This is a genomic window from Microcystis flos-aquae FACHB-1344, assembly GCF_014698375.1.
GTDB lineage: Bacteria > Cyanobacteriota > Cyanobacteriia > Cyanobacteriales > Microcystaceae > Microcystis > Microcystis aeruginosa.
Map to the genome: position 1 here is coordinate 1 of NZ_JACJSW010000190.1, position 25,355 is coordinate 25,355.

Genomic DNA, 25,355 nt, shown 5'->3' on the forward strand with positions numbered 1-25,355 from the left:
AGAACAGAGTAAATCTGTTAAGGCAGGTGCGGAACCCCGCAAGGGAAAGAAGCAGAAACCTAAATCGTGAGGTTTGGGAATCGCCGTCCGTTTTACGGCGGCGAGGATGTCAATACTGAGGCAATGGATGAATGGAACACTTACGAATGGACGAAAATTGCCCTAACTCAAAATTGAGGAAATAATATGGGGAGCATCTCATTTATGCAAGCGAGTAATTATACTTGTCCCTAAAACTGGTTTCTAGCAAGGCTTTCAAAATAGCTTGACATAAAAACCTGATTTAGGGGTTACAAAGGTGAGATGCTCCCATTCTTCGGAACTGGGAAGAAGGCGATTTTTATTGTAGGAAAGGTTAACCATAGCTCCTGCAAGCGTGGTATTTCATTGATGCCAATTCTAGCAGATAGCATCAATGCGCTTTGACCAAGGCAGTCCTGGTAACGATAACTACAGCGCTCAACTTCCGCGAGAATGCTAATATAAAAAAGCTATTGGCTAATTTTTTCCTATTTTAACTTGCAATATGCTCCCGTCTAATCTCGATCGCATCGTCGAACGCCTCAAACGTCGTACCGATCCTAAGCAAAAATACGAACAATTACTAGCTTTTGCTAAAAAACTAGAACCAATACCAGAATCTGCCAAAATACCCGCTAATAAAGTTCATGGCTGTGTATCCCAAGTTTATATCACTGCCGACCTCGAAAATGGCCAGGTTTGGTACAAAGGGGATTCCGACGCGCAATTAGTCAAGGGTTTAGTTGCTTTGTTAATCGAGGGTTTCAATGGACTGACTCCCACGGAAATCCTGCAAGTCACCCCGGATTTTATCGAAGAAACCGGCTTAAAAGTCAGTCTTACCCCTTCCCGCGCCAACGGATTTTATAATATTTTCCAATTAATGCAGAAAAAAGCTCTCGGTTTTCAGTTGGGAATGTCCGCTTAGATACCTAGTTTTCTGGTTCCGGTTCCTTTGATTCGGGAATCTCGCAGTTTTGGAAACGAGTATCCACCAGCGAACGCGTACAGCCCCAATTACTCGGTATTCCCGACGGCCAACCCATCCGCAAAGCTTCCGGACAGATGGCCATCACCGTTAACTGACAGTCAATTAACTGAAAACCCTCTTTCTCACACTGTTTGAGACTGTGTTTGAGAATGGAATCATTGTTAAATTCGATGGTTTTATTGCACTGAATACAGACCAAATGATGATGGTGGTGGGGATAGGGTTGATTGAGTTCGTAGTGTTTATGACCCTCGGCCAATTCCAACTCCCGCAAAATTCCCATCCGCGACATCAGTTTAACACTGCGGTAAATTGTCGATAAACTAATTCCTTCCCCCCTTTTGTCCAGCAATTCCTGCAATTCTTCGGCGCTGAGATGATTGCCTTTCGGTAAATTCTGGAAAACGTGCAGAATTTTCTCTCGCTGGGGAGTTAAGCGCCACCCCCGCGCGTTGAGTTCCGCTTTCAGGGAGGAAGCAGTGTAGGCAGACATAAGCGATCAACTCTCAATAAAAGCTATTTAATTGACAATGATAGTCGTTTCGGCGAGCCATTGGCAACAATTTTAAGTAGTTGAAAATTCCCCCCGCATTCAAGTATGAAAAATTACTATGAAATCCTGCAAATTCCCCGTCATGCCAGTAATAATCAGATAAAAGCCGCTTTTCGTCGTCTGGCCCGGCAATATCACCCCGATTATAATCCCAATGATCCGGAGGCAGTGACAAAATTTCGGGAAATTGAACAAGCTTATCGGGTTTTGAGCGATAAAGGTCAAAGAAAAGAGTATGATCGCCGTTTATCCCCAGAAATACCCACTTTTACCCCCAGTGCCGAGGATTTTTATCAACAGGGATGGCACTACGCTCAAGAGAGAAATTATCAATTAGCGATCGCATTTTACCAGCAAGCGATCGCAATTAATCCGCAATTTTGGCAGGCCTATCTGCAACGGGCGGAAGTTTACTACCATAATCAGCAGGATCGGCAAGTTTTAAGCGATTGTCGGCAAGTTTTGCAGTTAAAACCCGATTGTTCCCAAGCTTACTATTACCTCGGTTTATCCCGTCAACGACTCGGTTACACCCAATCCTCCCTAGAAGCTTATAAAAAAGCAATCGCCATTGACCCAGATAACCCCCAATTCTATTATCAAAGAGGATTGGCTCTAGAGGAACTCTCGGAACTGCCGGCAGCACGAAAAGATTTCCAAATAGCGGCCAAGAAATTTAAGCAACAGGGAAATTTTCGCCGCTATCATGCCATTGCAAATAAGTTAAGAGACTCTCAGAAAAGTTATCGACAACGGCAATCGATCAAGTGGTCAAAAACTCTTTTTATTGTTTTTAATTTGCTGAAAATCTCTGGCTCATCTTTGCTCAAACCCAAGACCGGTCTAGCAGAAGCTTTTTTAAAGCTTAACCGTAATCAGGCTTTGGCTACAGGTGTATTGGCAGCAATCATCAGCAGTTTTTTCATCGCTTTTACTTGGCAAAACTGGACAGTTAAATCTGATTTTTTGCTGTTATTAGGCTGGGCAGTATTTCCTTTTATTATTCTGACTTTATCTAGTTGGTTAGGCAGAAAATTAAGTAATAAATATGGTAGTATCACTGGCGATATATTTTTAGGTGGCTTGATAATTTTGCCCTTTTCCCTCGTCATTTTGCTCACTTCCTATTTATCCATAAATGGCGATATTGTCGGCGCAATTATCGGTGTAACCGGCGGTTATCTAACCGGAATGCTCTACTATGGTTATCGCCATTTATCCAACATTCCTTGGCCGATATCTTTACTTTTAGTCCCTTTTGTGCTAGGGTTTCTTACTGTCAACATCTGGGGAGTTTATTATTATCTCTAAATCTTCCGGGGTATTACAGTTAAATAAAATCTCGGAATTATCGATGATTAATTCCTCCACCACGGAGACATTTAACCATTTTTGAAAAGAAGTTCCCCCTTGCTGAATATAAGTCTGCAAAGATGCTAAACAACGACGATGATAGAAACCACAGAGAGGCTCCCAACGAGAGCCGCACCGGGGAACCAAAGCGATGGCATTTTCTGGTACAGTGGCTAATAATCTTGACCATCCTTGCATAATTGGGGGCGTTAGTAAAGGTAAATCGCAAGCGAGCAATAAAACCCAATCGGTTGATACAAAAGTTAATGCCAAGGCAAAGGCCAATAAAGGCCCCCTAGTGGGGAGAGGTTCCCTAATTATCCGGCAGCATGGGGGAATGATAAGTTCATAACGTTCCGGCCAAGGCGTAATCACAGACACTTGTACTGCACAATCTTGGGCAATTAAACAAGTATTCTCTAGAAAAGAGACACCCTGAAAAGATAATAAGGCTTTATCTCGTCCCATACGGGAACTTTCGCCACCGGCCAGAATTAACGCCGTTAAAGCGGGAAAATCACTCATAATAACCAGTTCTATCGGAAAAATACCATGATTAATCACGACCCTTTTGGCGATCGCAAATTAGAACGCCTGCAATTAATGTTATATCTAATTCCCTTTCTAGGAGTGATTCCCTCCGCTTGGACATGGTATCAAGGGGAAGGAAAGGGAAAAGAACGGCAAATTAGTCGCTTATCCCTGAATTTAACGCTAGGATGGCTACTTTTTTACGCTTTCCTCTGGACTGGGGCTACTTTCAGCGACCAAACCTTGAGTTTTCGCTTTTTATACTGGAACGGTTTATTAACTTCTGCTTATATTCTCCTCTGCCTAGGAATTATCTTCAAAGTTTGGCAGCAAAAATAAGTAGCTAGGCAGTCAACTTGATTCTTTTGGCCAAGTCAAGGCCAAATCCCCTGAATAGGAATCTAGCCAACTTGCTCAAATCTATGCTAGTCTCTTGATACTTAATATTAATATCTTCGGTTCTTCGTTACTTGCTATGGTTCGAGCAGGGGGCATAAATCGACTAAATCCTTATCTGGCAAGAGACTTAATTGATTAGCTCGTTCTAGATCGAAAGCAATTGGCAAAAATCGCAGCCATGTCTTTCTATATAAGGGTTTCATCCCTTATAACCCCCGTCCATCACATAACACAAACCGAAGAACCATATCTTCATAAACAAGCACTAGATGAATTCCCATTTAATCAAAGTTCCCTTTGTCGATTTAACTTGGCAAAATCAGCCCCTACAAGCAAAAATTACCGAGGCAATCCAAACAGTTATCGACCGGGGAGATTTTGTTTTAGGCCAAGCTTTAGCCGAATTTGAAACCGCCTTCGCCCAAGCTTGCGGAGTCGAGTATGCTGTGGGAGTAGCTTCTGGCACGGCTGCTCTTGCCCTGGCTTTACAAGCTTACGGCATCGGTGCCGGGGATGAAGTGCTAGTCCCCGCTAATACCTTTGTCGCTACCCTCATGGGTGTTATTCAAGCGGGGGCCAAACCGATTTTAGTTGATTGTCACCTCGATACGGCCTTAATTGACCTCGCGGCGGCTGCCCAAAAAATTACCCCCAACACCCGCGCCATTCTCCCCGTACACCTGTACGGACAGATGGTATCACCCCAACAATTAGAGGATTTTGCCCGCAGCTATAATCTGATTATCTTTGAAGATGCGGCCCAGGCCCATTTAGCCAGTAGAGAAGGTTATCGCGCCGGCAGTGTCGGTGTGGCGGCGGGGTTTAGTTTTTATCCCAGTAAAAATTTGGGTGCTTTTGGCAATGGCGGAATGTTAGTGAGCAATGATCCAGAAATTAGCCAAAAAGCCCGCAGTTTAAGAAATTATGGCGCACCGAGCAAGTATTTCCACACCGATATCGGCACTAATAGCCGTTTAGATAGCATACAAGCCGCCATTTTAAACATTAAATTACCCCATCTGGAAGGCTGGAATCGCTCCCGTCATCAAGCGGCAAGACAATACGACCGGCTTTTGGCTCCCTTAGCCGATAAGGGCATTTTACCCATACGGGACGAAACCGAGACCGGTCATGTCTATCATCTCTACGTTATTCGCATCCTCGCCCATTGTCCCGTTGAGCGCCAACAACTACAAGAACAATTAACTGCCGTCGGTATTCAAACCGGCATTCATTATCCGATTCCTTGTCATCTGCAACCGGCCTATCGCTACCTCGGTTATCAACAGGGAGACTTTCCTAATGCAGAGATTCTCTGTGAAGAAATTGTCTCTCTCCCCATGTACCCCGGCATCAGCGAGGAGCAAATTGAAATCGTGGTTGAACAGATTACTGCGATCATCGGGTAACATAAATTCAGAATTTGTCACTAAATCGCTCCGTCCTATGGGTATTAGTCCTTCCTTATCCCCCGTATCCCAGAAAAATCGGCAATCTTGGCTGATGATCGGTTTCTTGGCGGTTATCTATGGTCCGGTGATCTTTCACTGGTACGATGGTTGGCTGAATAAATCGATCGGCATCGAACACGAATACTTTAGCCACGGCTTGATTGGCCTTCCCTACGCCGCCTATATTGTCTGGCAGAATCGTAAAAAATGGCAACGCCTCGAAGATCGCTCCCACCCCCTCGGAGCGTTTTTGTTAACCCTAGGAGCGATTTTTTATCTCCTCGGTTCCTCTCTTTGGGTTAGTATGTCTTTCCCGATTATTTTAGCGGGAATCTGTCTCTGGTTAAAAGGAACGGAAGGTTTTAAATTACAGGGATTTCCCCTACTTTTAACAGCCTTAGCGACTCCTAATCCCATACCCTACCTGATCACTCCCTATACCCTACCCCTACAGGTTTTTATTGCCGCTTGCTCTGGTTTTATTCTCCAGCAAGCGGGCCTAGATGTCTCCGTTGACGGTGTCTATATAGCGGTGGAAGGTAGGATGGTGGAAGTCGCTCCCTACTGTGCGGGGCTGAAAATGTTATTTACCAGTCTTTACGTCACGCTGCTGCTGCTCCATTGGACTAATACCATCGAAAACGGTCGCAAAACCCGCTTTATGCTCCTCAGTGCCTTTGGAATTAGTGTCGGGGCTAATATCATTCGTAACGCGCTTTTAGCTTGGTTTCACGGCACAGGACAAGAGGCAAACTTTAAATTACTCCACGATAGCTGGGGGGGTGATTTATACTCCGTCTTTATGTTATTACTGATCCTTTTGGTCTTCCAAATCATGCAGTATCGCGAGGCGGTTAAGAAAAAGTCCCTAGCTCAAGGGGAAGGTAACCAGGATGATTAGTCAAAAAATTCCAGCCGAGGTAACTTTAGTGTTAGATAAAGTCAAAAAAAAGCTCCCGGGTAATTATTTACTGCTGTTGTGCCTGCTGCTGCTATTGATTTTAGGCGGTATCTTGCCCAATTTAATTTCTGGCCAGTGGTCTTGGGTGGAGCAACCGAGAATCGGTAATATTCAGAAAATGCGAGTCCTACAAGAATCGGGAATCAAGTTCTCTGACCTGAAAACCATCGACCAGAGCCAAGGAGAAATCGGTGAGGGAAAATGGTCGGTACAAGTGGTGGAAACTCCTGAAGGCAAGAGGATCACCGTGCTTTTAAAGCCACAGATATACTATAAAAATCAACCAGGATTAGAATGGTCGGATATCACTTCGATTAGTCGTTGGAATCAGGGGGAAACAACCGAGCTATTAATCCCCACCCAGTCGGGAGGAAAGGCCACGGCTCGATTCTATCGTGCCTGGACACAAAACACCTTTGCCGTGGTGCAATGGTATGCTTGGCTAGGTGGTGGTCATTACGATCCCTCGGTGTGGTATTGGCTTGACCAATGGGCGCAATTAAAAAGACAGAGAGTACCCTGGATAGCCGTTTCCTTGGTGATTCCCTTAGACCCGACCAAAGAACTGCAAACTCTCACTCCCTTTGCTCTCAATCTCGCCGGGGAAGTTCAAAGTAACTTAGAACAAAATGTCTTAAGTCAATTAACTTCTCTGCCTGAGACCAAAAAAGAAAAGTAGTTTTTCTGCTCCCAACTATCTGTTTAAAAAAAAACTAGCTCAAGGCACTTTTCTAGTCCTTAATAGCTTCTTTGTTCCTCTCCCACTAGATAACTCTCAGAAAATAAATTGATATATCTGTTTGACATCCTCACCGCCGTAAACGGACGGTGATTCCCAAACCTCACGATTTGGGTTTCTGCTTCTTTCCCTTGCGGGGTTCCGCACCTGCCTTAACAGATTTACTCTGTTCTGGTCTTATGGTCGCTCTACAGACTGACACCGCAAGCCCTGCGGCCAAAATATTTTTACTGGCGTTAATATCTCGGTCATGGTGTGTCCCACAGTCTGGACAGTCCCACTCTCGAACATTTAACGGCATTTTCAAGGGCAATATGCCCACAATTACTACACCTTTTAGAACTAGGAAACCATCTATCTATTTCGATGTAGTTTCTCCCATACCAACGGCATTTATAGGCTAATTGTCGAGGGATTTCTCCCCAACTAACGTCAGATATTGCCTGAGATAATTTCGGGTTTTTGACCATATTCTTGACGGCTAAATTCTCAACCACAATCGTTTGGTTTTCCCGAACTAATTGAGTGGTTAGCTTATGTAAATGGTCTTTTCTACTATCGGTGATTTGAGCGTGAATCCTTGCTACTTTGATTCTTGCTTTTTCCCGATTTTTTGAGTCTTTCTGTTTTCTAGACAGATTTTTTTGGGCCTTTCGCAGTCTCCGATAATGCTTTTTAAAATGCTTGGGATTAGACACTTTATCGCCATCGCTGGTAATCACGAGGCTACTAATTCCTAAGTCAATTCCAATGGCTTTATCTGTTACTGGTAAAGGCTTAATCGTTGGGTCATCAAATCTAATTGAAATATGCCAGCGTCCAGAAGGATGTAATCTGACTGTTACTGTGCTTGGTTCACAGCTTTCTGGTATTTGTCTTGACCATCGAATAGGTAAGGGTTCTGTGCATTTAGCTAAATAGATTTGTTTGTCTTTAAATTTAAAAGCAGATTTGGTAAATTCGGCACTTCCTCCTTGATGTTTTTTCTTAAAGTTAGGATACTTAGTACGACCAGCAAAGAAGTTAGTAAAAGCTGTTTGTAAATGTCTTAACCCTTGTTGTAAAGGTACACAGCTTACTTCGTTTAAAAAGTCTAATTCTTCTTGTTTTTTCCAATCGGTTAGCATTGAAGAAGTTTCAGCATATCCTACTCTTTCTTGTCTTTCATACCATGCTTGTGTTCGTTCGTGGAGAGCTTTATTGTAAACTAATCTTACACAGCCCAATGTGCGCCGCAATAGCGACTCTTGTGTTGGTGTGGGGTAAAATCGAAACGAATAGGCTTTTTCCATGCCTCACATTCTAGAATATATCGTCTAAATGCGCTAGTATTTAACGGTAAAGCCGCCGTAAAACGGCGGGGTTTCAGACCCAAATTTTCGATGATTCCACCAATGCTCAACAAGTTTTTGCCAGTTAGTTTATTCAGAACTGGGGCCATAGCCTTATCAGGGTTGGGTCTGACAGGGTTCTTGTGGGTAATTGACTCCGAGAGACTCAAGGCCCAGGGGCCTTTGTCCATACCCCAGACTCAACCGGGGGCCGGGTTGGAATTTTTGCCCCCCCAACCCCCTAATCCCACCTTTCCTGAAAACACGATTCCCCCTACCGGCTACAGTCCACCGGTTTACTCTCCTAATAATCGCCAATCCCGACAAATTCAGGCCTATCGACTCGATATCGGCGATCAAATTACTGTCTCGGTTCCCGATTTTCCCGAATTTAATTCCACGGGGCCGGTGGATCCCGATGGTAATTTTCTGGTGCCGATTTTAGGGCGTATTCCTGTGCTGGGCTTGACTTTAGACGAAGTGCAAACTAAAATCCGCCTCGAATTGGGGCGAAAATACTTGCGGGAGGAACCGGAAGTGATTGCGGTTTTAACCACTGCCCGTCCCGTCCAGTTAACCATTCTGGGAGAGGTACAGCGACCGGGGTTTTATAGTATCGCTCCTAATACTCCCCTAGCGCAGGTACTTTTGGCGGCGGGGGGTGGCACTCCCAGAGCCGATCTGCGTTCGATCGTTGTCCGTCGGGTTTTAGTCGATGGTACAGTATTAGAGGAGAAACTTGACCTTTATACTCCCTTAATTAAAGGGGAACGCTTGCCAGATATGCGTCTGCAAGGGGGCGATGCCGTGATTGTTTCCAAGTTAGAAGTGGGCCAAGAAACGGGATATAATCGCACACTGGTGGCGAGAACCACCCTCACCCAGCAGAATATCACTGTCAGGGTTTTAGCTCCCTTAGTTCCTTCGGGAATTGCCCTGAGAAATGTTTCGATTCCCAATGGCAGCACCTTCATCGATGTGGTGGCTAGTTTACCGGTTTCCGATCGCCTGCGGATTAATGTCAATGAAGTGTCTCTGCTACGTTTTGATAGTGCCAAAGGGGGAATTGTTAGTCAAACTTTGAGTCCGATAGCGGCAGTTAGGGGAGATATCTCCCAAAATGTTCCCTTAGAAGATCAAGACGTAATTATCGTTACCCGCACCCTATTAGGGGAAATTTTCGCCGCTTTTAATATCATTACCCAACCCATTCGGGATATTTCCAATTTTACCAATACAATTCTCAACCTTAGCAATCAATTCAATAACTTCCAATAATTGAGGGGCAACTTGCTCCCTTCACTCCTTAACACAACTTCATAAGCTAGGATTTCAAGGGCGAGAATCACTCTTGACCGCTAAAATGTAAAGAATCTGGGAATATATTAAAAAGCTATGGCTCTACCAATTGTTAAACGATTTCTCATCTCGCTAGATCAGAACAAATTTGTGGGAATATTCGTCTTCCTGGTCTGTTTAGGTGGTTCTGTGATCTTTGCTCTCCTACCCGATCCTGAGAAACCCCCCACCTTTTATCGGGCGGTGGGACAATTGGCCTACCGGGTGCCGCCGCCGGCTTTTACCAGTACAGGAACCCAACTGCAAGAACAAGGGCGGGCTATTGACCGCGATTTACTGCTGTCTCCCCGGGTATTGGTCAATGCCGCCAAAAAACTGCAATTTAATCAGGAACAGATCGTTAAAATTCGCGATCGAGATTTGAAAATCACCTTCCCCGGTGAAGCGGAGGGACAAAAAAATAATAGCAATCGATCTACAGGAACCGACCAACCCCAAGAAATACTTTTAGAGTTAACGGCCGACTCCCAGGCCAAGGCGGAGTTAATTCTCGAAACCTTGATGAAGGAAATGGTGGAATACAGTCGCTGGCTGAATACTTCCCAGTTACGGGCCCGCATAGAAGCTCTCAGTGTCCGACTTAACGAAGTCCAAAAAGATTTAACCAGAGCCGAAGAAAAGTTTTATCGCTACATTAGTACCCAGGGTTCAGATTTATTGGCGATTCAAGATGGGAGTTTATTCACCGCGATCACCAGTAGTCAACAGCAACAGCGAGAAATTCGCCTAGAACTGCAAGGCATTCAAGGACAGATTAATAGTCTGAGTGAACAACTCGATTTAACCCCCGATCAAGCTTACACCTCCTCGGCCCTTAGTGCCGACCCGATTATTGCCAGTATCCGAGCGCAGATCTTGGACACGGAAGCCCAATTGGAGCGACTACAGAAGGATTTACGTCCCGAACATCCCACCGTAGTTAAATTACGCAAACAACAGCAAGTTAACGAATCTCTCTTACAAAAAAGAGCCGCCGAGGTGATCGGAAAAGATGGCATCCTGACCGATCTTCCCAGCAGTCGCATCCGTCAGCAAAGTAATCTCGATGCCACCCGTCAACAACTAGCGGCTCAATTAGTCACCCTGCAAACCCAGCGCGAGGGTTTAATGAAACAATTAGAATCCTTAGTGACTCAGGAACAGCAATTACGCTCCCAATACGAGAAATTCCCCGATAAACAGCTACAGCAAGCTCGTTTAACCCAAGCCGTCGCCTTTCAACGGGGTATCTACGAGAATATTCTCAATGCTCTGGTGGATGCTCAGGCTGCAGAAGCGGAAACCGTGGGTAGTCTCACCGTCGCCCAAACGCCAGTGGCTCAACCGATCGAACAGGTGTTTAACCGCAAGAATCGTACCTTGATTCTCTTGGTGGGTGCTGGGTTGGGAACTTTAGCCGGATTGGGTACGATTCTCCTGTTAGCAGTGATCGATGATCGCCTGCACAGTCCCCAAGAATTGCGGGAAGCTTTGGTTAGTCGGGATATACTAGTCTTAGGACAATTGCCGATTGTGCGGAATTTAGAGGGCGAGGAAATCGAGCCGATTCTCGCCGATGCTAATGCCAATTATCTCCCCTACTACGAACGTTTACGCAGTACCCTGCGACTTGTGGGCGGCGGCGAAACGGTGAAAGTGGTTGTTGTCACCAGCATTACTGGCGGAGAGGGGAAAACCGCCACTGCCTATAATCTGGCGATTGCAGCATCTTTAGCGGGCCGACGGACTCTGTTAGTCGAAGGAGATCTGAGAAGTCCCTCTAAGGCCGAAGAAATCGGAGTCACTCCCGATCCCAATTCTTTCCGAGAACCCCTACTTTACTACGGGGCAAAAAGTAAATCGATCCGGCTGGCCCCAAATATAGAAAACCTTTCCATTTTGCCTAGTCCCGGTCCGCAAAAACAAGCGGCAGCTATCATTGAATCGAGCGAATTACAATTAATTCTCAAAGATTCTCGCGGCCGTTTCGATCTGGTGATTGTGGATACTCCTTCTCTGTCTAGCTGTAATGATGCGCTGCTCTTAGAAGAACTAGCGGACGGGATTATTCTGGTAACGCGCCAGGCGATAACTCGTTCTAGTCTCTTGAGTGAAGCAACTGACCAGTTAACAGAAGCGGAAGTGAAAATTTTAGGGGCGGTGATTAACTACGTCGATATTACACCGACTCTCAACACCCCCGGATCGGAACTGCCGCCTTTGATAGTTCCCCCACTACAGGAAAAAACAGAGACAGAGGAAGTGAAAGTGGAGGTGTAAATGCGGTTACTTATGACAAAATCTTCTGGCTCGATCGAATTGTGGTTCTTGCCAAGAAAAAGCAAAATGACTGATACTATCTATGGTGGGAAAGGCTAGGCGAATCGCTTCCATTTGCACTTCTAAGGAGGGACGATTGTTATAGGGTTGTCCCCATAAACCCGCTAAAGCTGGGATAACAGGAGTTTGATTTCCCCTGCTTGCCACTACTCTTTTGATCTGATTAACCACACAGGTGGTATCGTTACAATTAGCGTAGGACATGGGATGCCATTCTAGGGAAGCGGGAAAACTATCCCAAGCTTGTAAACGGGAATCAAAACCTTGATTACCCACAAGACGATTTCCATCAGGAAAAAACACTGCCCCGGCGGGAATTCCCTGACGTTCCACTAGGGCAGAAAAATAACTAATATAATCAATTACACCCTGGGCAGCATGGGCAACCGCTAGGAACCAAAGTTCTAATTTGAGGCGATCAAAACGACTTTGAACTGATTGTTTCATCTCCTCTTCTAAGGGGATTCTACCCTGCCAAAGAGGGGCGGTTTCTTGGGGATAAAGGCGCTCGGCTTCGACGATATCATGGGGGGAAATTTGGCCGCGAGTCAGATAGCGATCGATTAAAAATTTGCCCTTATTATTCAATCCTCGATTAATTAAAGCTTGTCGGGATGCCGGACTAAAAATCCATAAATCTTGGACATTATCAGCCACGGAATCGACTCCTGTTCCTCTGGGATAGCGAATATAATCAAATAAAACTCCATCGGGACGACGTTGTAAAATGGCTTCTAGGAGAATTAAATAATCCTGTCGCGCTTGATTGCTGTAGGGATCGACAAAAGTTTGGGATCGATCATCGACAAAAGAGGTGCTATCCTGTCCTTTACCATTGCGTGCTAACACCTCCTGTCGCTCGGGTTTTAAGCTATAAGCATAGCCAAAATTGAGGCTAAATAACCAAGCGTACACCTTTAAACCGCGTTTATGTCCCTGTTCGATCGCCTGTGCTAATAAATCCACATTTCCGGCACCCGGATTTTTAATCACGCTATCCCAAACCGTGGGATTATTGTTAGGAGGTAATAAGACTTGACCATCGGCAAAAACTTCCAGATAAACTATATTATAACCTTTGGCCACGATGCGATCGAGGATACTTTCTATCGCTCCGGGACGGGTATCACAGGAGTAGAGACGCAACCAGATTGCCTGTTCCTGTAACCAGTGTCGGGAACGACAAAAGCGCAATTGTTCAGCATATTTCTGTACTAAAATGTTATATTCTTGGGGGGAAGTTTGACGCAGATTTTCTTGTTGTTTGATTTCCGATTCGGAGAGTTGACAATTATCATTGACAGCGAGGCTAGAGTTAATCCCGAGAGGACTACTCCAGAGGATTATAGCGAGGAAACAGGATAGCGATCGCAGAGAATTGACTTTCTTTAACATAGTTGTTCACGGCAAAAGTAGCAAAGGAAAAATTTTCTTAGTTTGCTATTTTTTTAGCCCTCTTCTAGAACTCTAGCAAAAGTCTTACAGTCTCTAAACTCTAGCTCTCTTATCGGGTAAGCCTTCAACTAATTTCTAAGCGCAAGTAGAGAGTTGATAGACTGTATTTGCATTATACAGCGAAAGTCAATATGTTTAGATTACCTCGTTGCAAGGATCTCCCTTGTAACGCATTTCCAGAGGTTCTAGCTCTTGTGTAACCCCCCAATATCTTTCCTTTGCAAGGCAAGATAGGAAGATGGAAAATTAGTTAACCTTTTGGCAATTGCTAGATGACTAAAAATAAAAGAGTGCTGATTTTAGGGGGAACGGGGGAAGCGGCGGCATTAGCGGCTAAAATTGCGGCAATTCCGGGTATAGATGCCATCGCTTCTTTGGCAGGTCGCACGAGAGAACCGATTACTCTCACAACTCCTTCTCGCCGGGGGGGGTTTGGTGGTGCCACCGGGTTAGCCAATTATCTGCGCCAAGAAGGCATTGATTGTTTAATTGATGCCACCCATCCCTTTGCCGCACAAATTTCCTTTAATGCCGCTCAAGCCGCCTTGTATTGTGGTATTCCTCGATTAATGTTAAGACGTCCAGCTTGGGAAAAAGTATCTGGAGATAATTGGATTGAAGTAGAAAACAATCAAGCTGCGGCGAATATTTTACCCGGGTTAGCGCCGCGGATATTTCTCACTATTGGTCGGCAAGAACTGGCAAGTTATGGACATTTAAACAATATCTGGTTTTTGATGCGGATGATTGACCCTCCGGAACCAGATGCCATCGTACCGGTTGGAAAATTATTATTGGAACGGGGGCCTTTTTCCTTGCAGTCAGAGCGCTCTCTTTTACAAGAATATAAGATTGGGGCGATCGTGAGTAAAAATAGCGGCGGTGATGCCACCTACGCCAAAATTATCGCCGCTAGAGAGTTGGGAATAACTGTGGTCATGGTGCAACGTCCACCCGTACCTGAAGGAGAAAAAGTGGCAGATGTTGAAAGTGTCCTGGCATGGTTAGAAAAAAGATGGCTCTCTTGATTTTTCTGGGAAAATCATCAGTAAGGTTGGCTGAAAAAGTCAATTGTCTGGTGATGGGGTGATGGGGTCGTTTTTGGCGAAGGAGCTGCCAGATTTTCAAGTCCTGTCAGGGCGAAGCATTCGGGCAATAACCTATCGCTGAAACCGTAGATTTTCTATCCGAATGCTTCGCCCCTACTTTTTGCCGCAAACCCTAAGTAGTCGTGCAAAATTAATTTCCCAGTCGAGAGGGTTGATGGGAGACAGCTATCAGTTATCATACTAAATCCGTTGAGCAACGCACAGAAAACGGGTTTCTCGGAGAAACCCGTTTTCTACTCATGCACTCATGCAAAAAAGGGAATAAATAATCAGTCTTTAATAACCAGATTTAGGATCAGATGTTATTTTTCAGTTCACTGATTACTGATTACTGATCACTGAAAAGCTTCCCACCCAATCTAGGGAAATTACACTTTCACCACGTTGCTAAAAGAGATTTTCAGGTAATCATCTTCCATTTTTGCTCCGGAAGGTTTCAGGGCTGCTAAAGCTTGGGGTAAGACTAAATTACGACGGTGATTACCGATGCGAATATTTAACTCATCTCCAGTTTTATTGAGTTGTATTTGTTCCTTGGGTATGCCGGGTAAATATAATTCCAGACTGTAATTATTTTCCTGTTGAACTACCCGAATAGTGTTTTCTTTGTAATAAACTTTCGTCGGATCTTCCCCAGCAAAAAGAGTTTCTTTCAGTCTTTCCAAAGCGGGTAAACCACACATTTCTTCGGAGTAGAGAGGAACTTCTTTAACCGGTAAAGGATGAAAATTATCGTAAATTTCCTGTTTATAACCCTGTTGATTTTCTTTCCAACGAGCAAAGAAGGGATCGGTTACTTTGTCGGGAATAATCCGATTAGCAATAATCAAATCGGTGGAAACATTATAGAGACTTAGATAGGCATGGGCGCGTAAAGACTCCTTAATCACCATTTTTTCGGGGTTTGTCACCAAACGTACCGAGGTTTGAGTATTATCGGTCAAAACCTTTTCTAAAGCCTCGATCTGCTCATAAAACTCGTAGGGAGCGTCCATAACTTCCTTGTCCGGTAGGGAAAAACCGGCGATCGGTCGAAAAAAGGGTTCCACCAGTGGTCGCAATGCCACCGACATTCCCTGTAAAGGTTTGTAAAATCTTCTCATGTACCAACCGCCCACTTCTGGCAAACTCAGCAATCGTAAGGCTGTACCCGTGGGTGCGGAATCGATAATCAACACATCATAAGTACCCTCATCGTAGTGGCGTTTCATGCGAACTAAGCCGAAAATCTCATCCATTCCGGGTAAAATCGCTAATTCTTCCGCTTGCACTCCATCTAAACCCCTAGCTTGCAATACCTGAGTAATGTAACGTTTTACTGCGCCCCAGTTGCCTTCCAATTCCATTAGTGCGTCTAATTCTGCCCCCCAAAGATGGGGACGTACCAAACGAGGATCGTGACCTAATTCGAGATCGAAACTGTCAGCGAGAGAGTGAGCGGGATCGGTGCTAAGAACTAGGGTTTTATAGCCAAGTTCGGCGCAGCGGAGTCCTGTAGCGGCGGCGACGGAGGTTTTACCCACGCCTCCTTTACCGGTCATGAGAATTACACGCATGGGGGCTGATTCTAAGAAAATTTACATTACTTATTCTTATTATGACGGGAAAGTTAACAAATTGAGGACAAGAATCAGCATTCTTGGCTATAGAATTCCACTCCCCGACCATCACCCCGGGGAATTAGGCTCTGTTCAAAAAATTGCTGACAGCGATTTTCAGCATCAGCGACGAGAACTTTGGCAAAATGACCGTTTTCGAGAACTTCTTGCCTTGGACGTTGTTCGTAGGCATAGATAATCAAAATATCTCCTGGTTGACAGAGCAGAGCCGCACCACCGTTGGGGCAAATTTCCCCGGTTTGGCCCGGAAAAACGTAGGTGGAAAAGCGCTTACCATTGCTAAGATTGACCACATCCACCTCTTCAAGCGGCAAAATGCCGACCCGCTCAATCAATTCTCGATCGATAGTGATACTGCCGACATAATCGACGTTAGCCTCGCTGACGCGCACTCGATGAAGTTTGGCGTGCATTAATCGAATTGTTCCCATGTATTTTGTCCTATTTCCCCCAATTACTTCAATTATTATGCTCTCCCAGTGGGAATGTTTACTAAAAAATCTCGGTCAATGGCAAGGTTCTTTTACCCGTCTGTCTCCCCAAGGCGATCTGATCGAAGATACCCCGACTTTGGTATCTTTGCAAGGCATTAATAATAATCGATCGATTCGTCAATTGGTCCGCCGTCTCTACAGCGATCAAGCGCCAGAAGATTTGATTTTAGAGTATAGTTCTCTCCATCAGGGTATTCTATTTAGCCAGACGGGAGCTTTTTGCCAAGGTTCTCTATATTTTAGTAGTTTTTCCTCACAATTCGGAGCAGAATTTGGGTTAATCTCTGGGGAAAGACGATTAAGAATCGTACAGTTATTTAATGAGCGCTGTGAGTTCGATCGCTTGACTTTAATTCGGGAAAAGTTAGTTGATTCTCAGTCACCAGAAAGACCGATGTTAACGGTGGAGCAATTACTGGGTCAATGGCGGGGACAAGCGGTGACAACGGGACGGGATTTTTATAATTCTCCTGCCTATTCTACCCATGTATCGATCGAGCGTCAGGGGGATAATTATCTCTCGCAAACTTTGACTTTTGGTGATAGTCAAATTACTTCTAGCGCTCGGATTGAGGGACAAAGATTGTTGTTTGAAAATGGTCCGCTGCCGATTCAAATCCTGCTGCTGCCCGATGGAGCCTCCTGTAATACACCTCTGAAAATTACTGCCGGTCATCGTTTTGTTTTAGAGGTGGGTTGGTTACTTTCTCCTACTCAAAGACAGCGCTTAATTCGTTCTTATAACGAGAAGGGAGAATGGACAGGTATTACTCTGGTGACGGAGGAAAAAGAAAGCTATTAGCCGTCAGCCATCAGCTAGATTGATAATAAAAAGGAAATTGACAATTACACTGAAAAATATAGCGTTTCTGATCAAGATGAATTATAACTGGATTTGGCATCGTCTCCTTGCTCGGAGACTTGCCAAAACAACAACTTTGTACTTCACCAATAAGATAACTGCTCTCAGAAGCTAAATGCTAAGGGTTAATTTACATAAGCAAAATTTATCAAAATCCCAATATACTTGAGAAGATTTAAATTTACATTCCTTCATCTTTACTTTTCTTAAAAAATAATTGAGAAAAATTCCTATTTGTCAACGAGATTGCAATAGTTACAGCCTGCTGCTAAAATCTAAGAATTGGTTTACTCTGTGCATTTTTAGTCTTTGTGCCTTGAAACCCTTACCCAGTCTAGGATGACTAATTCGTCCCCAGGAAAAACTTGCCAATTGCTCCTCTGACGAAAAAGATCTTTTGCCAAAAATATGTGTACTTATGTTAAAACGAAAAAGTTTTTTTGACAAAATGTACCAGATGTGCTGCGAGAAAAGTCTCCAGATTAGCTACTGGGGATGGGAAACTGTTAACTATCTAGGGTTTGCGGCAAAAAGTTGGTTGGTGGGGGCCAGGTGTGGGGTGTGGAAGGAACCACAGAGACACAGAGGACACAAAGATTGATCACTCCTATATAACGCTCTTCTGGGACTTTCGGAAATCCCTGACCGAATCCAGATTCTGAAACCCTTGCTTGACAAGTGATCGCTAACTTTTTTTCTAATAAAAACTCAAATTTCGGGTTTCTGTTAGTTAGCGATAGCTTGAAGGCTTACCCCATAAGAGAGCTAGAGTTTAGAGACTCTAAGACTTTTGCCAGACTCCCAGAAGAGCGATAAGGGACTTGCGCTTTGATAATGTACCATCTGGCTGGTCTGGTTCTTCTACAGAGCGATTTTCTGGCTGGGATATTATTCCTACGCAAGTCCCTAAGTAGTCGTGCAAAATTAATTTCCTAGTGAAGATAAGCAAGAGGCAAGAGGCAAGAGGCAAGAGGTGGTTAGATATGTGTAATTAATTTTGCTTAGGTACTTACGTTATAAGTTAAACTGATCACACCAAGAATAAGAGAGCCAATTTCCCCCCCGAACGATCCAATCCCTGGCACTTTTGGATTTCAAAAAAGCCTAAAAATCTGATCCAACAAGGTTTTTAGATTTACTAAGCAAGCCCTGAATATTTTACACAATTCATACTAGGTAAGCAACAGGGCTACGGCACTACTACCGAATCATTACCCAAAAAGTAAATCATGGAGGATTGCTAAACGCTGGTCATCTTCACGAACAATAGCACCATAATAATTTTTTTTATTCTCTAGCCAGAGTAATTCAAACTCGATCGCCTTGGGCAAAGCTAAACTGAAATTATCCAAAGCTTGGGGACAATCAAAGATAACTTTGCGCGTCTCGAAGCGGTCAAAATGTCCTTGGCAGAACATTTTGAAAAACGGTAAAGAATGCAGTGACACCCCACCCCCAATAGCAACAGTCAAACCGGCAGCCTTAGCTTTTTTTGCCAAAGGTAAAGCCAGAGCCAAAACTTGCTCGCTATTCACATCCTGGCGAGTTAATCCCAAAGAACAGGCTAAATCCATGCGTCCGATCACGATACCATGGAGAGATTTTATCTCTGGAATCGCCAACATTTCCTGAAAATTCTCACAGGCAGTAATCGTTTCGATATTAACTAATAACTCCACATCTTCCACCCCTTGATCAGCTAAAACCCTCCTAGCTGCCCGCAGATATTTTTGTAAAGCATAGGCTGTTTCTACCATGGGAGCAATCAAGCGATCGACTCCTAAATTAACCGCATCAAAGATATCTCTGATCGCTTCGCAACCGGCGATTTTCAGATTAAAATCTACCCCCGCTTTCAGACTAATTTCTTTCAACCGCATCGCTTCCGTCAGTCGGGTTCCTTCCGTCTCGAATTCCGCTTTTACCCCTGAAACATGGTGATCTTCCCTGAGTTCTCTTAACAGTTCCACCATTTTTTTTTCTAAGGAATTCATGTTTTTAATCGTTTAAAATTGGTAACTGCTAGATGAGCCTTGTTGATTATAGCCCATCTGCGAAAAGCCGATGGCTGAGGACTAAGTAGGTGTTAAAAATTGTCAGATGCCCTCTTATTCAGGAGGGATTAAGGGGGTGCCGATCCCCCCTTATCAAGGGGGGCAGGGGGGATCGAACCCAAAATCTATCTTCAATTTAATTAAAACCAGCTACTTAGGAAACCATAAAAATACCCTAAACAAAGGGACAAAAGCGACAAAATACTGGCATAATGAACAAGGCCGTCTGATTTTTTTCTGGCCACATCCTTTCTATACTACATTCGTAATATAAGTAATTCTCTAGTTAGACTATGCGAACTCACTACTGTGGCGACCTTAGCGCGATCGAAATTGAAAAAAGTGTCACCCTCTTCGGTTGGGTCGATCGCCGTCGCGATCACGGTGGCGTTATTTTTATTGATCTACGGGATCGCAGTGGTATTGTCCAGATCGTCAGTGATCCCCAACGAACCCCCGCTTCCTACCCGATCGCTGAAACCGTCAGAAACGAGTATGTCCTCAAGGTGACGGGAACAGTCAGTCAAAGGCCTACCGAATCCCTTAACCCGCGCATTGCCACCGGAGAAATCGAAATTTACGCCACTAGCATCGAGATTCTCAACGGGGTTACTAAACAACTGCCTTTTGTCGTCTCCAGTTCCGAAAGTGAATCGGTCCGGGAAGATGTGCGCTTGCGATACCGCTATCTAGACCTACGCCGGGAGCGTATGAGTCAGAATTTACAACTACGTCACCAAGTTGTCAAGGAAATGCGCCGTTTTCTCGAAGATGAACAGCATTTTATCGAAGTGGAAACGCCAATTTTGACTCGATCGACTCCCGAAGGGGCGCGGGATTATCTGGTTCCTTCCCGTGTCAACCCGGGCCAATGGTACGCTTTACCCCAATCACCGCAACTATTTAAGCAATTATTAATGGTGTCGGGAATGGATCGCTACTATCAAATCGCCCGCTGTTTCCGGGATGAAGATCTGCGCGCTGATCGTCAACCGGAATTTACTCAGTTGGATATGGAGATGAGTTTTCTCTCCTTACCTGAGATTTTAGCCCTCAATGAGGCTTTGATTGCTCATATCTTCAAAAAAGTCAAAAATATCGATATAAGCCTGCCCCTGCCCCGTTTAACATATTCTGAGGCTATGGATCGCTATGGGATCGATCGCCCCGATACCCGTTTTGGCTTGGAATTGGTCAATGTGGCGGAGATTTTTGCCGATTCGGGATTTAAGGTGTTTTCAGGTGCGATCGCTAGTGGTGGGACGGTGAAAGTTTTACCGATTCCCAACGGTAACGAGGCGATTTCTAACGTCAGAATCAAACCGGGTGGGGATTTATTCAAAGAAGCCACCGACGCGGGGGCGAAGGGAATCGCCTACATCCGCGTGCGCGAGGACTACGATTTTGATACCATTGGTGCGATTAAAGATAACCTGACAGAGGCACAAAAACAGGCTTTAATCGAGAAGACTGGCGCAAAACCGGGGCATCTGCTCTTATTTGGGGCGGGAGATACCGATACAGTCAATAAATCCCTATCCCGCCTACGCTTAGTTTTAGGGGAACAATTGGGATTAATTGATCCTGATAAAATCAACCTCCTCTGGGTGACGGATTTCCCGATGTTTGAATACAACGCCGAGGAAAAACGCCTGGAAGCATTGCATCACCCTTTTACTGCCCCTAATCCCGAAGATTTAGACGATCTAGCCCACGCTCGCGCCCTCGCCTACGATATGATTTTTAATGGTATTGAAATCGGTGGCGGCAGTTTGCGGATCTATCAACGGGAAGTACAGGAAAAAGTCTTCGCCACCATCGGTCTATCCCCAGAGGAAGCCTATAATAAATTCGGCTTTTTGTTAGAAGCTTTTGAATACGGAACCCCTCCCCACGGTGGCATCGCCTACGGTTTAGATCGCTTGGTGATGTTGTTAGCCGGGGAAGAATCAATTCGCGATGTGATTGCTTTCCCGAAAACCCAGCAAGCTAGTTGTTTACTCACTTCTGCACCTTCAACAGTGGCAGCGAAGCAATTAAAGGAATTATCCGTTGCTTCTACCTACAAACCGCCATCCTAAGATTAGGGTGGGCATTGCCCACCTAATTTTTAAAAGTCTGTTGACACCATGCTCTTAAATTCTTTTCTGCTACAAAGTCCTCCCAGCACCGCACACCACCCGAAAACCGTAATTGTTGATGCGGTTGACGCGGCGGAAGTAGTAGTCGTAGCGAATCGCGGAACGGCAGTAAGTAGGATTGTAGCCCCAGGAACCGCCCCGCAGAGGAGAACGATTATCATTACCATTTTCTATCCAGACACTGCCATCCGTCGGCGCACCGTCATAGTTATCGTGCCAAGTATCGGCGCACCACTCCCGGACATTGCCGTGCATATCGTACAGTCCAAAGGCGTTTGGGGGAAATTGTCCCACGCGAGTTGTTTCGTTTCGATATTCTCCGTTCGGTTCATCGGCGTAGGTATTACTGGCATTGTAGTTAGCCAATTCCCCCGTAATGGTTTCCCCAAAGTAAAACGGGGTGGTGGTTCCAGCACGACAAGCGTACTCCCATTCCGCTTCACTCGGTAGTCGGTATTCCCTTCCGGTCAGCTTGGATAATCTCGCACAAAATTCGATCGCATCGTACCAGTTGACTTGTTCCACGGGACGGCGATCGCTATCGGGACGGTCTTTAAAATAGGCTGGCTTGAAATCAAGGTCTTGTTTAACTTTTAAATCCGTGCGAGAGGCTACTGCTTTCCACTGGGCCTGGGTGATGGGGTATTTACCCATAAAGAAGGGTGGGACAGTTACTTCATGTTGTGGTCTTTCCCTTCTAAATCCTTCCCAATTAAATTTTTTAACCAGTCTTTCGATTTCCTCATCTTCCGTTCCCATCAGGAAAGTTCCCCCCGGAATGGCGACCATTTCTAAGGTGATGCCTTTGCCCAGATCTTCCCTGAAATATTGGGACTGTTTCAACTCTTTGTTAATTTGCTCACCCTTCGCATTTACTCCCACCACCTCAAAGTTAAATACTGATAACAGTTGTTTTGGCTCTTCCGGTTCAAGCTTGAACTGATAGCCAATTGCTCTTTCTAGTTGCTCAAATCCGTCTTCTTCCCAATAATCAAGCCGGTGAATATCTCGCAGATTCAAGCTAACTTCTGCAAGTCGCAGATCAGGAATTTCGCATTCTTCTAACCTCATGGGAATAAAAAAAATTGTCCCCGGTAGCATCTCTCCCAAGGTATCAAGTGCAATCCTCAACTCCCGTTGGATGTATCCCTGCTTATTAGCCGATTTCCCTGACAGACAGGCGAGAAAAATCTGACTAGCTTTAATCGCTTTCGGAATTTCATCTCGCCAAATTTGACCCGGAATCAGGTCTTTTTTATCCAACCAAGGTTTATATCCCGCTTGCTTGAGGCGGTCATACAGTGCCAAAACTGCTGGTTTGTCCTCACTGGCATGGGCCAAGAAAATTTGGATCTCTGACTTTTTCATAACTTTTTCTTATGACCACAAGTAGGGGAGAGCCAGATTAACTGGCATAAAATCTCTAAATAAACCATTTAATTGATTATTACTCATTCTTAATTCTCCTGTCTCCTGTCTCGGAGTCTCCTGACTACTGCCTACTGTCTCCTGACTACTGCCTACTGAATCCTCACCAACCACGACAATTTGGGATTTTTACAGTAAGTCCACTTTCTCACTTTCCCCACCCGCGACCTTTTTCCGTTAGATTATAAATGGATACAAAACTTAACATTTTATCCAGAATCTACCGAGAGGGCAGACCGTGCGGCCAGATACCCTAGAAAATAACCAGCATTCAGCCGATAATTCGCTAGTTCCCGAAGAAATCGCATTTAAACCCGAAATTGAGCCAGAGAAAACCGAATACTCGCCAAAACCGACAAAAACCAACTCTTGGCTATCGGGAGGAAAGGGTTTATTTATCGGTGTGGGATTGGGGGTTTTATTGACCCTAGGGGCGACTCGTTTCGCTAATCGACCCCAAACAGCCCAAAACCCCAATACTCAGGCCGTAGCGGCAAAAAATGAAGCACCAGCACAAACAGTAACCACCACTAGGGTACAATTTACTCCCGTGGCCCGCACCCTGAAAGCGACTGGAAGCGTGGCAGCCGATGAATTAATCCCGATTCTTTCCCAAGCGACGGGACTACAAATCAAAGAAATCTTTGTGGATGAGGGGGATAGGGTCAGCCAAGGTCAAATTCTCGCTCGTCTCGATGATACCGTCCTACAAGCGCAATTAACCCAAGCACAGGCAAATGTCGCCCAATCCCGGGCGCGTTTGGCAGAATTGCAAGCGGGTAGCCGTAAAGAGGAGATCGCTGGAGCTAAACAAACTATTCAACGCATAAAAGCCGAAATTAGTCAAGCTCAATCGGATTGGGATTTGGCCAAAAAACGCGTCCAGAGAAACCAAAGTTTAGAAGCGGAAGGAGCGATCGCCCGGGATCGTCTCGATGAAGTCCTCAATGAAGAAAGAAAGCAAGCGGCGATCGTACAACAGACCCAATCCCGTTTAGGAGAAGCAGAGCAGCAACTGGCACAATTGCAAGCGGGCAATCGTCCCGAAGTGATCGCCCAAGCTACAGCCCAATTAGCGGAGGCTCAAAGCCGTTTAGCCATTGTTAACGCCCAATTAAACGAGACGCGCCTGATTTCTCCGGTCAGTGGCAAAATTGCCGAAAGAAATGGCCGCATCGGGGATACCACCAACGGTCAAAATGCTCTCTTTAAAATCATCGAAAATGGGCGTTTAGAGCTAAGATTGCGGGTTCCTGAGAATCAATTGCCCTTAATCCGCGTCGGAGCGCCCGTTACTATCACTTCCGATGCTAATACCAGTCTGAAACTATCGGGACAGGTGCGCGAAATTAATCCCATCGTCGATGAGGCATCCCGTCAAGCAACGGTTAAAGTCGATTTAACCGACAATACAGGATTAAAACCGGGGATGTTTTTACGAGGTGCGATCGTGACGAATACTAGCAACAGTTTAACCGTCCCCATGACCGCAGTTTTACCCCAAAAAGATAATCAAGCTCTAGTTTATTTAGTTCAACCTGATAACACCGTTACCGCCAAAACTGTGCAATTAGGTCAAATTATGCCGAATAATCGCGTGGAAATTCTCACCGGTTTACAAGCGGGCGATCGCATTGTGGTCAAAGGGGCAGCCTATCTCGGTGATGGCGACAAAATTACAGCAATCAGCGATCAGTAATCAGTAATCAGTAAACAGTTATCAGTAATCAGTAATCAGTGATCAGTGATCGGTAGCGGGGCAAACAGATGGAGAGTAAAGTTTATGATAAAGCTTATAAATTTGCCCTTAGGATTGTTAAAGGCTATAAATATTTGTGTGAGACTAAACAAGAATATGTTTTGTCAAAACAGCTATTAAGGAGTGGCACTTCAATCGGGGCTAACATTGCCGAGGCTAATGGAGCTATTTCTCAAGCTGATTTTCGAGCTAAAATGTCAATAGCTTATAAGGAATGTCTAGAAACAAAGTATTGGCTGTCTCTATTGAAAGACACGAATTACATAGAGGAAAGAGCCTTTCAAAGTATCAATGATGATGCGGAGGAAATTGGTAAAATGCTTTGGGCTATTCTAAAAACCTGCCAAGAAAATACCAAAAACAAAAAACAAAAAACCAAAAACTGATAACTGATAACTTACCCACTGATAACTGATAACTGATAAC

At 44.8% G+C, this 25,355-nt stretch carries 22 protein-coding genes and 1 pseudogene; 13 read left to right on the forward strand and 10 right to left on the reverse strand.

Features of this window, described 5'->3' with window-relative positions; translation table 11 throughout:
- Positions 1-526: 526 nt before the first annotated feature.
- Positions 527-949 (forward strand): SufE family protein, encoded by a 423-nt coding sequence (locus H6G48_RS19120; RefSeq protein ID WP_002761229.1) that lies wholly within the window; start codon positions 527-529, stop codon positions 947-949.
- Positions 950-953: 4 nt separating this feature from the next.
- Here H6G48_RS19120 and H6G48_RS19125 read toward each other — a convergent pair whose 3' ends face one another.
- Positions 954-1,505 carry a ferric uptake regulation protein gene (locus tag H6G48_RS19125; RefSeq protein WP_002737956.1) on the reverse strand — a complete coding sequence of 184 codons (552 nt, stop codon included), beginning with the start codon at positions 1,503-1,505 and terminating at the stop codon, positions 954-956.
- A 105-nt stretch (positions 1,506-1,610) separates the two neighbouring features.
- On the opposite strand from H6G48_RS19125, the gene H6G48_RS19130 reads away from it, so the two are divergent.
- The gene (locus H6G48_RS19130; RefSeq protein WP_190722858.1) at positions 1,611-2,876 is read left to right on the forward strand and encodes a J domain-containing protein; all 1,266 of its coding nucleotides are present in this window, start codon (positions 1,611-1,613) and stop codon (positions 2,874-2,876) included.
- Here H6G48_RS19130 and H6G48_RS19135 read toward each other — a convergent pair.
- Positions 2,829-3,443: a molybdenum cofactor guanylyltransferase gene (locus H6G48_RS19135; protein ID WP_190722859.1), complete on the reverse strand. Its 615-nt coding sequence runs from the start codon at positions 3,441-3,443 to the stop codon at positions 2,829-2,831. The two genes, H6G48_RS19130 and H6G48_RS19135, sit on opposite strands and share 48 nt — an antisense overlap.
- 27 nt (positions 3,444-3,470) lie before the next feature.
- Between H6G48_RS19135 and H6G48_RS19140 the strand changes: the two genes are divergently transcribed.
- Positions 3,471-3,788: a hypothetical protein gene (locus H6G48_RS19140; RefSeq protein WP_190722860.1), complete on the forward strand. Its 318-nt coding sequence runs from the start codon at positions 3,471-3,473 to the stop codon at positions 3,786-3,788.
- A 134-nt stretch (positions 3,789-3,922) separates the two neighbouring features.
- On the opposite strand, the gene H6G48_RS26945 is transcribed toward H6G48_RS19140, so the two are convergent.
- Entirely contained in the window at positions 3,923-4,051 is a 129-nt protein-coding gene (locus H6G48_RS26945) for a hypothetical protein (protein WP_277925624.1), read from the reverse strand.
- Positions 4,052-4,117: 66 nt separating this feature from the next.
- On the opposite strand from H6G48_RS26945, the gene H6G48_RS19145 reads away from it, so the two are divergent.
- Genes H6G48_RS19145 through H6G48_RS19155 form a run of 3 tightly spaced genes read left to right on the forward strand, consistent with a single transcriptional unit; the run spans position 4,118 to position 6,939 of the window.
- Positions 4,118-5,257 carry a DegT/DnrJ/EryC1/StrS family aminotransferase gene (locus tag H6G48_RS19145; protein WP_190722861.1) on the forward strand — a complete coding sequence of 380 codons (1,140 nt, stop codon included), beginning with the start codon at positions 4,118-4,120 and terminating at the stop codon, positions 5,255-5,257.
- 37 nt (positions 5,258-5,294) lie between these two features.
- Positions 5,295-6,200 carry a cyanoexosortase B gene (gene crtB / locus H6G48_RS19150; RefSeq protein ID WP_190722862.1) on the forward strand — a complete coding sequence of 302 codons (906 nt, stop codon included), beginning with the start codon at positions 5,295-5,297 and terminating at the stop codon, positions 6,198-6,200.
- The gene (locus H6G48_RS19155) at positions 6,193-6,939 is read left to right on the forward strand and encodes a cyanoexosortase B system-associated protein (protein ID WP_190722863.1); all 747 of its coding nucleotides are present in this window, start codon (positions 6,193-6,195) and stop codon (positions 6,937-6,939) included. Before crtB ends, H6G48_RS19155 begins: the two co-directional genes overlap by 8 nt.
- A 163-nt stretch (positions 6,940-7,102) precedes the next feature.
- Here H6G48_RS19155 and H6G48_RS19160 read toward each other — a convergent pair.
- Positions 7,103-8,291: pseudogene (locus H6G48_RS19160) on the reverse strand (RNA-guided endonuclease InsQ/TnpB family protein).
- Positions 8,292-8,393: 102 nt separating this feature from the next.
- On the opposite strand from H6G48_RS19160, the gene H6G48_RS19165 reads away from it, so the two are divergent.
- Complete coding sequence (locus tag H6G48_RS19165; RefSeq protein ID WP_190722864.1) at positions 8,394-9,608, forward strand: polysaccharide biosynthesis/export family protein; 1,215 nt, start codon at positions 8,394-8,396, stop codon at positions 9,606-9,608.
- Positions 9,609-9,725: 117 nt separating this feature from the next.
- A complete protein-coding gene (locus H6G48_RS19170; RefSeq protein ID WP_190722865.1) occupies positions 9,726-11,948 on the forward strand; it encodes a GumC family protein in 2,223 nt (740 codons plus the stop codon).
- Between the two features lie 6 nt (positions 11,949-11,954).
- Here H6G48_RS19170 and H6G48_RS19175 read toward each other — a convergent pair whose 3' ends face one another.
- Positions 11,955-13,403 (reverse strand): family 10 glycosylhydrolase, encoded by a 1,449-nt coding sequence (locus tag H6G48_RS19175; RefSeq protein WP_190722866.1) that lies wholly within the window; start codon positions 13,401-13,403, stop codon positions 11,955-11,957.
- A gap of 332 nt (positions 13,404-13,735) precedes the next feature.
- On the opposite strand from H6G48_RS19175, the gene H6G48_RS19180 reads away from it, so the two are divergent.
- Entirely contained in the window at positions 13,736-14,491 is a 756-nt protein-coding gene (locus H6G48_RS19180; RefSeq protein ID WP_190722867.1) for a cobalt-precorrin-6A reductase, read from the forward strand.
- Between the two features lie 449 nt (positions 14,492-14,940).
- Here the strand turns inward: H6G48_RS19180 and H6G48_RS19185 are convergent, their stop codons facing one another.
- Together H6G48_RS19185 and panD are read right to left on the reverse strand one after the other, a co-directional pair.
- Positions 14,941-16,128: a TRC40/GET3/ArsA family transport-energizing ATPase gene (locus H6G48_RS19185; protein ID WP_190722868.1), complete on the reverse strand. Its 1,188-nt coding sequence runs from the start codon at positions 16,126-16,128 to the stop codon at positions 14,941-14,943.
- A 74-nt stretch (positions 16,129-16,202) separates the two neighbouring features.
- The gene (gene panD, locus H6G48_RS19190; RefSeq protein WP_052277873.1) at positions 16,203-16,622 is read right to left on the reverse strand and encodes an aspartate 1-decarboxylase; all 420 of its coding nucleotides are present in this window, start codon (positions 16,620-16,622) and stop codon (positions 16,203-16,205) included.
- A gap of 37 nt (positions 16,623-16,659) precedes the next feature.
- Here panD and H6G48_RS19195 point away from each other — a divergent pair, with 37 nt between their 5' ends.
- Positions 16,660-17,487, forward strand: a complete 828-nt coding sequence (locus tag H6G48_RS19195) for a DUF3598 family protein (RefSeq protein WP_190722879.1) — start codon at positions 16,660-16,662, stop codon at positions 17,485-17,487.
- Between the two features lie 1,271 nt (positions 17,488-18,758).
- Here H6G48_RS19195 and H6G48_RS19200 read toward each other — a convergent pair.
- Positions 18,759-19,541 (reverse strand): aldolase/citrate lyase family protein, encoded by a 783-nt coding sequence (locus H6G48_RS19200; RefSeq protein WP_190722869.1) that lies wholly within the window; start codon positions 19,539-19,541, stop codon positions 18,759-18,761.
- A 353-nt stretch (positions 19,542-19,894) separates the two neighbouring features.
- Between H6G48_RS19200 and aspS the strand changes: the two genes are divergently transcribed.
- Positions 19,895-21,682: an aspartate--tRNA ligase gene (gene aspS / locus H6G48_RS19205; protein WP_190722870.1), complete on the forward strand. Its 1,788-nt coding sequence runs from the start codon at positions 19,895-19,897 to the stop codon at positions 21,680-21,682.
- A 69-nt stretch (positions 21,683-21,751) separates the two neighbouring features.
- On the opposite strand, the gene H6G48_RS19210 is transcribed toward aspS, so the two are convergent.
- Together H6G48_RS19210 and H6G48_RS19215 are read right to left on the reverse strand one after the other, a co-directional pair.
- On the reverse strand, positions 21,752-23,110 hold the full coding sequence (locus H6G48_RS19210) for an SUMF1/EgtB/PvdO family nonheme iron enzyme (protein ID WP_190722871.1): 1,359 nt from the start codon (positions 23,108-23,110) through the stop codon (positions 21,752-21,754).
- Between the two features lie 9 nt (positions 23,111-23,119).
- Entirely contained in the window at positions 23,120-23,284 is a 165-nt protein-coding gene (locus tag H6G48_RS19215) for a hypothetical protein (RefSeq protein ID WP_002796947.1), read from the reverse strand.
- Between the two features lie 124 nt (positions 23,285-23,408).
- Between H6G48_RS19215 and H6G48_RS19220 the strand changes: the two genes are divergently transcribed.
- The gene (locus H6G48_RS19220; protein ID WP_190722872.1) at positions 23,409-24,869 is read left to right on the forward strand and encodes an efflux RND transporter periplasmic adaptor subunit; all 1,461 of its coding nucleotides are present in this window, start codon (positions 23,409-23,411) and stop codon (positions 24,867-24,869) included.
- Positions 24,870-24,937: 68 nt separating this feature from the next.
- Positions 24,938-25,315, forward strand: a complete 378-nt coding sequence (locus tag H6G48_RS19225) for a four helix bundle protein (protein ID WP_190722873.1) — start codon at positions 24,938-24,940, stop codon at positions 25,313-25,315.
- Positions 25,316-25,355 lie beyond the last annotated feature (40 nt).

What these genes read in the sequence shown, in the direction of transcription:
- H6G48_RS19210 (WP_190722871.1), bottom strand. Translation starts at nt 23,110, where the DNA reads ATGAAAAAGTCAGAGATCCAAATTTTCTTGGCCCATGCCAGTGAGGAC.
- H6G48_RS19145 (WP_190722861.1), top strand. Translation starts at nt 4,118, where the DNA reads ATGAATTCCCATTTAATCAAAGTTCCCTTTGTCGATTTAACTTGGCAA.
- H6G48_RS19180 (WP_190722867.1), top strand. Translation starts at nt 13,736, where the DNA reads ATGACTAAAAATAAAAGAGTGCTGATTTTAGGGGGAACGGGGGAAGCG.
- H6G48_RS19120 (WP_002761229.1), top strand. Translation starts at nt 527, where the DNA reads ATGCTCCCGTCTAATCTCGATCGCATCGTCGAACGCCTCAAACGTCGT.
- H6G48_RS19130 (WP_190722858.1), top strand. Translation starts at nt 1,611, where the DNA reads ATGAAAAATTACTATGAAATCCTGCAAATTCCCCGTCATGCCAGTAAT.
- H6G48_RS26945 (WP_277925624.1), bottom strand. Translation starts at nt 4,051, where the DNA reads ATGAAACCCTTATATAGAAAGACATGGCTGCGATTTTTGCCAATTGCT.
- H6G48_RS19225 (WP_190722873.1), top strand. Translation starts at nt 24,938, where the DNA reads ATGGAGAGTAAAGTTTATGATAAAGCTTATAAATTTGCCCTTAGGATT.
- H6G48_RS19200 (WP_190722869.1), bottom strand. Translation starts at nt 19,541, where the DNA reads ATGAATTCCTTAGAAAAAAAAATGGTGGAACTGTTAAGAGAACTCAGG.
- H6G48_RS19165 (WP_190722864.1), top strand. Translation starts at nt 8,394, where the DNA reads ATGCTCAACAAGTTTTTGCCAGTTAGTTTATTCAGAACTGGGGCCATA.
- H6G48_RS19175 (WP_190722866.1), bottom strand. Translation starts at nt 13,403, where the DNA reads ATGTTAAAGAAAGTCAATTCTCTGCGATCGCTATCCTGTTTCCTCGCT.
- H6G48_RS19140 (WP_190722860.1), top strand. Translation starts at nt 3,471, where the DNA reads ATGATTAATCACGACCCTTTTGGCGATCGCAAATTAGAACGCCTGCAA.
- H6G48_RS19135 (WP_190722859.1), bottom strand. Translation starts at nt 3,443, where the DNA reads ATGAGTGATTTTCCCGCTTTAACGGCGTTAATTCTGGCCGGTGGCGAA.
- H6G48_RS19125 (WP_002737956.1), bottom strand. Translation starts at nt 1,505, where the DNA reads ATGTCTGCCTACACTGCTTCCTCCCTGAAAGCGGAACTCAACGCGCGG.
- crtB (WP_190722862.1), top strand. Translation starts at nt 5,295, where the DNA reads ATGGGTATTAGTCCTTCCTTATCCCCCGTATCCCAGAAAAATCGGCAA.
- H6G48_RS19155 (WP_190722863.1), top strand. Translation starts at nt 6,193, where the DNA reads ATGATTAGTCAAAAAATTCCAGCCGAGGTAACTTTAGTGTTAGATAAA.
- H6G48_RS19170 (WP_190722865.1), top strand. Translation starts at nt 9,726, where the DNA reads ATGGCTCTACCAATTGTTAAACGATTTCTCATCTCGCTAGATCAGAAC.
- H6G48_RS19185 (WP_190722868.1), bottom strand. Translation starts at nt 16,128, where the DNA reads ATGCGTGTAATTCTCATGACCGGTAAAGGAGGCGTGGGTAAAACCTCC.
- panD (WP_052277873.1), bottom strand. Translation starts at nt 16,622, where the DNA reads ATGGGAACAATTCGATTAATGCACGCCAAACTTCATCGAGTGCGCGTC.
- aspS (WP_190722870.1), top strand. Translation starts at nt 19,895, where the DNA reads ATGCGAACTCACTACTGTGGCGACCTTAGCGCGATCGAAATTGAAAAA.
- H6G48_RS19195 (WP_190722879.1), top strand. Translation starts at nt 16,660, where the DNA reads ATGCTCTCCCAGTGGGAATGTTTACTAAAAAATCTCGGTCAATGGCAA.